Below are 4,490 nucleotides of genomic sequence, written 5' to 3'. Positions count from 1 at the left end.
GACGGAAATATCGTCAAGATGGTCCATTAGAACACTCAACGTTATCCGGGCAGAAATTTCTAACGGCTACTATAGCACTTCTCGCTGAGTTCATCGATCCGGAGGCCCTTGATGCCTTGTTCAGGCCACGGCCCGATGAGACACCGCGTGATACTGATGGCCGTGTTGTGTTCAATTATGACGCCTATCACGTTAGGATCGATAGCAGTGGCACGATCAGTCTCCACCACACCGAACCTGAGACGGACAGCGAACGCTCGCCGAGTGACGACGAGTAGAACTCGATCGTAGCGCTAGTCGTCAGCGGTTGCGAAGTGAATCTCGGTTGGGCGGAGTGTTGTGTCCGCCAACTCGGTGAGGAGATCGTTGTCGATGTCTCGAATCGTGCCTGTCATATCGAAGGCGATCACGTCTTCTTTGACACCGACGTCGAGCGTGTCCAGTTCGAGTTCCGCCTGCTCTTCCAAGTGAACGACAAACTCTGCCATATGCTAGCAAACAGAGTTCACCGGTAAGAGTGCACCGGTAGATACAGGCTTTCCAGTTAACAATGGCCACGAAAGCCACAGGCGGATGCGAATCTGACATCACTCCTCGGTCAGTGATTTGGGATGGGATTCTGCAATTCGAGATCAGTGTGGTGATCAAGCCGGGACTGTGAAACCCCAGACTCGGTATAGAAGTGAATCACCGCGTCTCGAGATGGAAAGTGAAGGAGACACAGCCACTCTGAGGGTGTAACACGCCCGAACAGCATAGTTGCCTCCTGCTCGTGAAGTGTTGTCACAAGCTTGGCAAGCGGCGTGACTGCATCGGCGCTCAGATCCCATTGAACGCGGTAGGACACTCGGTCAGAACACCGAGCGTGTTGAGAGAGGTCAGTGACTGCTCGGTCGTTAGCGAGACGACTTGCGAGCAGCTCGCGTTCGGGGCCGTGTGCCCAGAACTGAGGCAAGAGGTTCTCAGCAGGGTCGCCAAGGGTGGCGAACTCGAGAACGGAATTTGACTCACGAAGATATGGACTCACGAGATTGATGTGCTCGGCGGGAAAGGTGAATCGATACACCAGACGCATCTGTGAAGCAGTGGCGGTGCCAGTGTGAAAAATCGACTGGCCACATTCCTTCGGTTTCAGAGCCCTGGTAATACTCTCCAGGACATGCGAGGATGAATAAACATGAGAGCCCCAAGCCCGCTTTGAAATGGCGATACACCTCCACAAATAGTGAGCCACCCGACGATTGCTTGTCTTCAAAAACTACCACAAAGGTGGCAGTTCAGGTACGGAGTGACGATTGGTTGGGACCCGTCAAAACTCCGTACCATGTCGTCCTTTGGGCTCGTCCTGTATAACCCTGCTGTGATTATGTGGGTTACTGATTACATATCTGATTTATGACTGGAGAAATATACATAGCCACCCTCTGATTCCATCGAGCGCGTACCAATCGAGAAGCCATCCACTTGCTGTGAAATCAGCAACAATATCGCAATGAGTTGCGTTTTCAGGACCGCCCTTCTGTGATTATCTAAGTGAATATCGCATTGGCTGGTGAATCAGCAAACTGACTGTTTGGGGATGAGTGCCTTTGATACGTCTTGAGAAACAAGATGAATTGATGGTGAATCGGTCTGTCGACCACGCTCGCTGGGTGAGACAACAACAACTGACTTACGGGCGACGACAGAACGGTATGGACAACTCCGGTACTACCAGACCAATGGTTGGGACCCATGAAGGACTTATCTAATCAACAACAATCGATCGAATTGCTCCAACAACTCGGCTTGAAAGAGTACGAAGCAGGGTGTTTCGTAGCGTTAGCACGCCTCCCGAAAGGGACAGCCAAAGAGATCAGCGAAACCTCCGAAGTTCCGCGAACACGCGTCTATGATGCAATCCGAGTGTTAGAAACCAAGGGACTCGTCGAGATCCAACATTCGAATCCCCAGCAATTCCGCGCCGTGCCGATCGAGGAAGCCGCCGAGACATTGCGCCAGGAGTACACATCACGGACGGACACACTCATCGAGGCAATGACCGCGATCGAGCCTGCAGAATCGAACGGCGGTGATGAGGAAATCACCCACGAAGTGTGGGCGCTCTCGGGAACGGCCGCGATTACCAATCGCACCCAGCAACTCATCGATGCTGCCGGACGAGAGATCGTGCTCATCGTCGGGCGGGACGAGGTTATTACTGACGGGTTGCTTGAACAGCTCCAAGAAGCGCTGGACACCGGTCTTGATGTGCTGGTTGGCACACAAACCGAGGAGCTTCGTGAGCAAATTGCAGAGGCACTGCCCGATGTAGAAGTGTTCGTCTCTGGGTTAGAGTGGTTGCACAGTTCACCCGTTGAGCCCAACGACAATACGACGATCAGTCGGCTGCTGTTGATTGACAAGAACACGATTCTCGTGAGCTCGGTGCATGAGACGGACACTGGTGGGATTGAAACAGAAAAGGCAGTGTTTGGGAGAGGATTCGACAATGGGATTGTGGTGATTACCCGGCGATTGATGGCGACGGGATTACCACCGCGACACGATCCTGATACGACTGCGGACGAGTAGTCCTCGGTGCGACAGCAGCGAGAGTTCTTAGGTGGGGGCAACGTGAACGGTGCCAGTGCTGTGGACAGTGACGGAGTAGCCCGTGTAGGTGAAGTAGATCGACGCAGTCGTATCGGTGGCCCGTGCCAGTGGGGGTGCAATCATCGCATCGAAGGCTTCGGGATCAATCCACTCGTAGAGTGGACTGAGCTCCTGCTGGTCACAGTGTGCTGCCTGGGCAACGGTTTCGACGACAGCGGTGCTCGGTTCGATTGCTGACCACTCGTACTGGTTGTGAATTGCTTCGTGTGGCACCCCATCATCAGCGCTTAGTGAATCCTCATCATTCATGTGTGAACACTATGGGAGCGGTTATCAAAAACGTTCTGTGAGAATATGGGTGACAAGAGAGTTGCATCTGACTTCTGACTCGGAAATTCAGCATTCTTGGCGAACGGAGTGCATGCTGATCGGTTTGATCGGAAATTCCAGGTGCTATCCACTGCCGTTTACAATTTTAGTAGGTGTTGGAAAGAGGGACCAACAACTCTATTGTGCTTTTGGTACCTCATAGATATTCTTATCCAGTGTGTAACTGGTGCAGTCGTCAGAAGCAAATAGTAGTGTTCAATCAATGTATATCTGGAGCGTGTGAAACCACTTTTCGGTGAGGGTTCGTTCCATGTAGTCAAGCTGACCGCTCAACCCAACTCGAAAGAGGGCAGTCTGGTAACCGTAGCTATCGACTAAAAACACGGCATCTGAGCAATCATGTTTCTCGGCCAGGTCAGACAGAAACGCAGTCGCTGAATCAGTGCCATACCGATCAAACACAGCGACGTCATGGAGCATTTTTGTTTCGGTGGTAATTGCAGTGGACACGCAAAAAACCACTCGCCGTTTATTTTGACAGCGGTTTCGTCCACTGCGACCCGCGTTGTCTGCGCCATCACCAGAAGCCACTGACTTCTGGCTAGCACACGAGAGCTTTGCTCTCGTGAACGGCGGCGGGTCAGAAACTCTGAGAGTCACACGATACACCACTGAAAAATCGCTTGATGTGACTGTTCTACGCCGAAGAGTCGGAGGATTGTTTTTGTCTCTCTGAACGAACACCCGCTCCCACCATTCACAATTCGCTGTCTCCAACGTCTCGCTGAGCAGTTCTCGGTTGAGCAAAGCACTAGATCGATGAACGCGGAGATATTCCGGATAGCACCAGCATCACAGTGCGAAAAACTCTATGAACCATTCACCGGTTACTATTCAGTGTTGTCGTCCTCACAGTTATCGTCGGATTTCTTTTTGTGTCGGTCTTTCTTTTTGCAGTCTTTCCGATGCTTTTTGCGGTGCTTCCGCCTCTTTTTGCAGTTTTTCTGATTCTTTTTGCGGTGCTTCCGCCTCTTTTTGCGGTGCTCCCGATGCTTTTTGCAGTGCTTTCGATGCTTTTTGCGATGCTTTCGATGCTTTTTGCGATGCTTTCGATGCTTTTTACGGCACTCTCGATGCTTTTTGCAGTGCTTCCGATGCTTTTTACGGCACTTTCGCTGCTTTTTGCAACACTTCCGATGCTTTTTGCAATACTTCGGATGCTTTTTGGGCGGGGTTGTGGTGGTGTCCGTGGTCGTGGTCGTTGTCGGGGTTGTGGTGGTGTCCGTGGTCGTGGTCGTTGTCGGGGTTGTGGTGGTGTCCGTGGTCGTGGTCGGGGTCGTGGTTGTATCCGTGCCGGTGGTGGTTTCCGTGCCGGTGGTGGTTTCCGTGCCGGTGGTGGTTTCCGTGCCGGTGGTGGTTTCCGTGCCGGTGGTTGTTTCCGTGCCGGTGGTGGTTTCCGTGCCGGTGGTTGTTTCCGTGCCGGTGGTGGTTTCCGTGCCGGTGGTGGTTTCCGTGCCGGTGGTTGTTTCCGTGCCGGTGGTTGTTTCCGTGCCGGTGGTTGTTTC

At 52.6% G+C, this 4,490-nt stretch carries 5 protein-coding genes and 2 pseudogenes; 3 read left to right on the top strand and 4 right to left on the bottom strand.

Annotation, left to right across the window (positions count from 1 at the left end):
* The coding region (locus AC1XDK_RS30625; protein WP_483353810.1) for a HalOD1 output domain-containing protein at positions 1 to 278 on the top strand (278 nt) is incomplete at its 5' end.
* A gap of 15 nt (positions 279 to 293) precedes the next feature.
* On the opposite strand, the gene AC1XDK_RS30620 is transcribed toward AC1XDK_RS30625, so the two are convergent.
* The gene (locus AC1XDK_RS30620; protein WP_483353809.1) at positions 294 to 488 is read right to left on the bottom strand and encodes a hypothetical protein; all 195 of its coding nucleotides are present in this window, start codon (positions 486 to 488) and stop codon (positions 294 to 296) included.
* Positions 489 to 1,734: 1,246 nt separating this feature from the next.
* Here AC1XDK_RS30620 and AC1XDK_RS30615 point away from each other — a divergent pair.
* Positions 1,735 to 2,574: a TrmB family transcriptional regulator gene (locus AC1XDK_RS30615; protein ID WP_483353808.1), complete on the top strand. Its 840-nt coding sequence runs from the start codon at positions 1,735 to 1,737 to the stop codon at positions 2,572 to 2,574.
* 27 nt (positions 2,575 to 2,601) lie between these two features.
* Here the strand turns inward: AC1XDK_RS30615 and ddfA are convergent, their stop codons facing one another.
* The 3 genes and pseudogenes from ddfA to AC1XDK_RS30600 form a co-directional block, all read right to left on the bottom strand.
* Positions 2,602 to 2,904 (bottom strand): DdfA family disk-determining factor, encoded by a 303-nt coding sequence (ddfA, locus tag AC1XDK_RS30610; protein WP_483353807.1) that lies wholly within the window; start codon positions 2,902 to 2,904, stop codon positions 2,602 to 2,604.
* Between the two features lie 279 nt (positions 2,905 to 3,183).
* Positions 3,184 to 3,494: pseudogene (locus AC1XDK_RS30605) on the bottom strand (DDE-type integrase/transposase/recombinase); the annotation flags it as partial.
* Between the two features lie 98 nt (positions 3,495 to 3,592).
* A pseudogene (locus AC1XDK_RS30600) lies at positions 3,593 to 3,674 on the bottom strand (IS6 family transposase); the annotation flags it as partial.
* A 490-nt stretch (positions 3,675 to 4,164) separates the two neighbouring features.
* Here AC1XDK_RS30600 and AC1XDK_RS30595 point away from each other — a divergent pair.
* On the top strand, positions 4,165 to 4,490 hold a 326-nt coding region (locus AC1XDK_RS30595; protein WP_483353806.1), incomplete at its 3' end, for a hypothetical protein.

The organism is Haladaptatus sp. HS23, assembly GCF_056892285.1.
Note: the sequence above shows the minus strand (reverse complement) of the source record. Positions and strands in the feature narration are given on the sequence as shown.